Source organism: Mesorhizobium sp. LEGMi-168a (assembly GCF_058312955.1).
This window is the reverse complement of the sequence record NZ_JBZEGV010000088.1, coordinates 1-1,604: the sequence shown is the minus strand read 5'-3', so window position 1 is coordinate 1,604 and position 1,604 is coordinate 1. Positions and strand designations below refer to the sequence as shown.

The 1,604-nt window shown below is 54.0% G+C and carries 1 protein-coding gene and 1 pseudogene; both read left to right on the top strand.

The features are described from left to right. On the top strand, positions 1 to 872 hold an 872-nt coding region (locus tag AC4FWB_RS34010), incomplete at its 5' end, for a hypothetical protein (protein WP_491030584.1). Between the two features lie 442 nt (positions 873 to 1,314). Then, positions 1,315 to 1,604: pseudogene (locus AC4FWB_RS34005) on the top strand (hypothetical protein); the annotation flags it as partial.

The following is a 1,604-nucleotide window of genomic DNA, read 5'->3' as shown; positions in this document are numbered from 1 at the left end:
GAGGCATCCGTCAGAGAGCTTTATGTATCGTGGGGTGCATTGTGAGTGCCTCTGACGATTTCTTTGTAGTTGGATGCCTACCTTTTCAGGGAGATTACATTGGCTTTGCGCTATCGATATTGAGGAGCGTCAGAAGGCCAAAGAGTAACTTTGTCCAAGAAATCGACGAAATTACATCCAAAATTTTGCGCTTTCTAGAAGTCGACGATGTTTCTGAGAAAGTAATACCGTCGAACCATGATCTGTCGGTGGCAGTTGGCGACGAGCAAATCTTAGCCTTCGTCACAGAGGACGGTTTATGCCACATCGGTACCGTTGATGCTCTCTCATCTATACTTAGATCGTTCGTAACACGGCTGCCGGAGCGGCATTCTGTTGTGTTGCAAGTGGCGGAACTTATTGGGGATCCGCAAGAAAAGAAGCGAGCGCGCGTCGCGATGCGCGAAGAGGTGGCTAAGGTAACGGGAGCCCGCTCTGCCCGTGCTTACTATGAAGGATCGGCTCTGCGGTCGGCGGTCTGGGCCAATCTTTTGGCGGCGGCCCCAAGCGTAGATGTTGCGAGACGCATTTTGGGGGCACGCGCGCGATTGGGAGCCTCGGTGAATGCCAATGGTGATTTAGAGCTACATTTAGAGGCACTTGCTCAGTCTGATCGAGCCTTGATCGATGAGGAAAAGCTCAAAAGGGCAATACTTGCTGAGTTTGCGGTAGTTTCTGAAGAAACTCGGGAGAGAAGCTCATCACGTGTCGATACTGACAGAATTCAAACAGGTCGCGTAACGGAATTGTTGACAAGAGTGCGGCATGCGCCTCGGCAAGATGAGCGTATTGCCATCCTCATCGATGGCATCCTTGACAATAAGTCCGGGTAGGAAACTGGGAGTGCCAGCGGCCAAGTTAGTTTCCGATTTATACGATATGCAGTACCCAGCTAACCGTGGCAATTTTCTGCTGTACTTTGCGAAGCACCTATCTAGGTGGCCTGAAATAAATCGTGAAATTGAGATAAGGTTGTTTAGAACGCGGAGTATATTTGTCGAGTATCTTCGACCAACAATTGAAGAATTTCTGGGCAAGAGGTCGAGCTCTAAGGAAGCGAACTTTGATTTGCCTCTTTTCGCGTCTCGGCCTAGCGACGATCCAGGCAAGTGAATGAATGGTGACGTGCGCAATCAATGCGCCCTGATCCTCACGGGTGGCGTGAACGGCACTCAGCAACTCGAAGAGGCTTGCCAAGGATCTTTCGCCCCTGCGATACTCTTCACCATCCCCTCACATCGGCGTATTCTTCCCCGCGGCTTGGGGAGACATCACATGCGCTCCACTCTGGACACCGTCGCCGCGATAGGCCTCGCCATCGGCGGCGCATTTGGGCTTGCGGGCACCTTCGTTGCCAGCGACGCGCTGCGCGAGATGGTCTGGGCGATCGATGGCGTGGCACTCGTCGTGGCCGCGGCGCTGCTCACCCTAAAATACCAGCGGCTCGGCAATGATTGCGTCGCGGCCGGCTTCCTCACCTTCGTCGCCGGCGAAAGCCTGCTTCTGGCCGGCAATGCGGCGGGCCTGCAGGCCAGCGTGCCCAGCTTTCTTGGCGGCATCTCGCT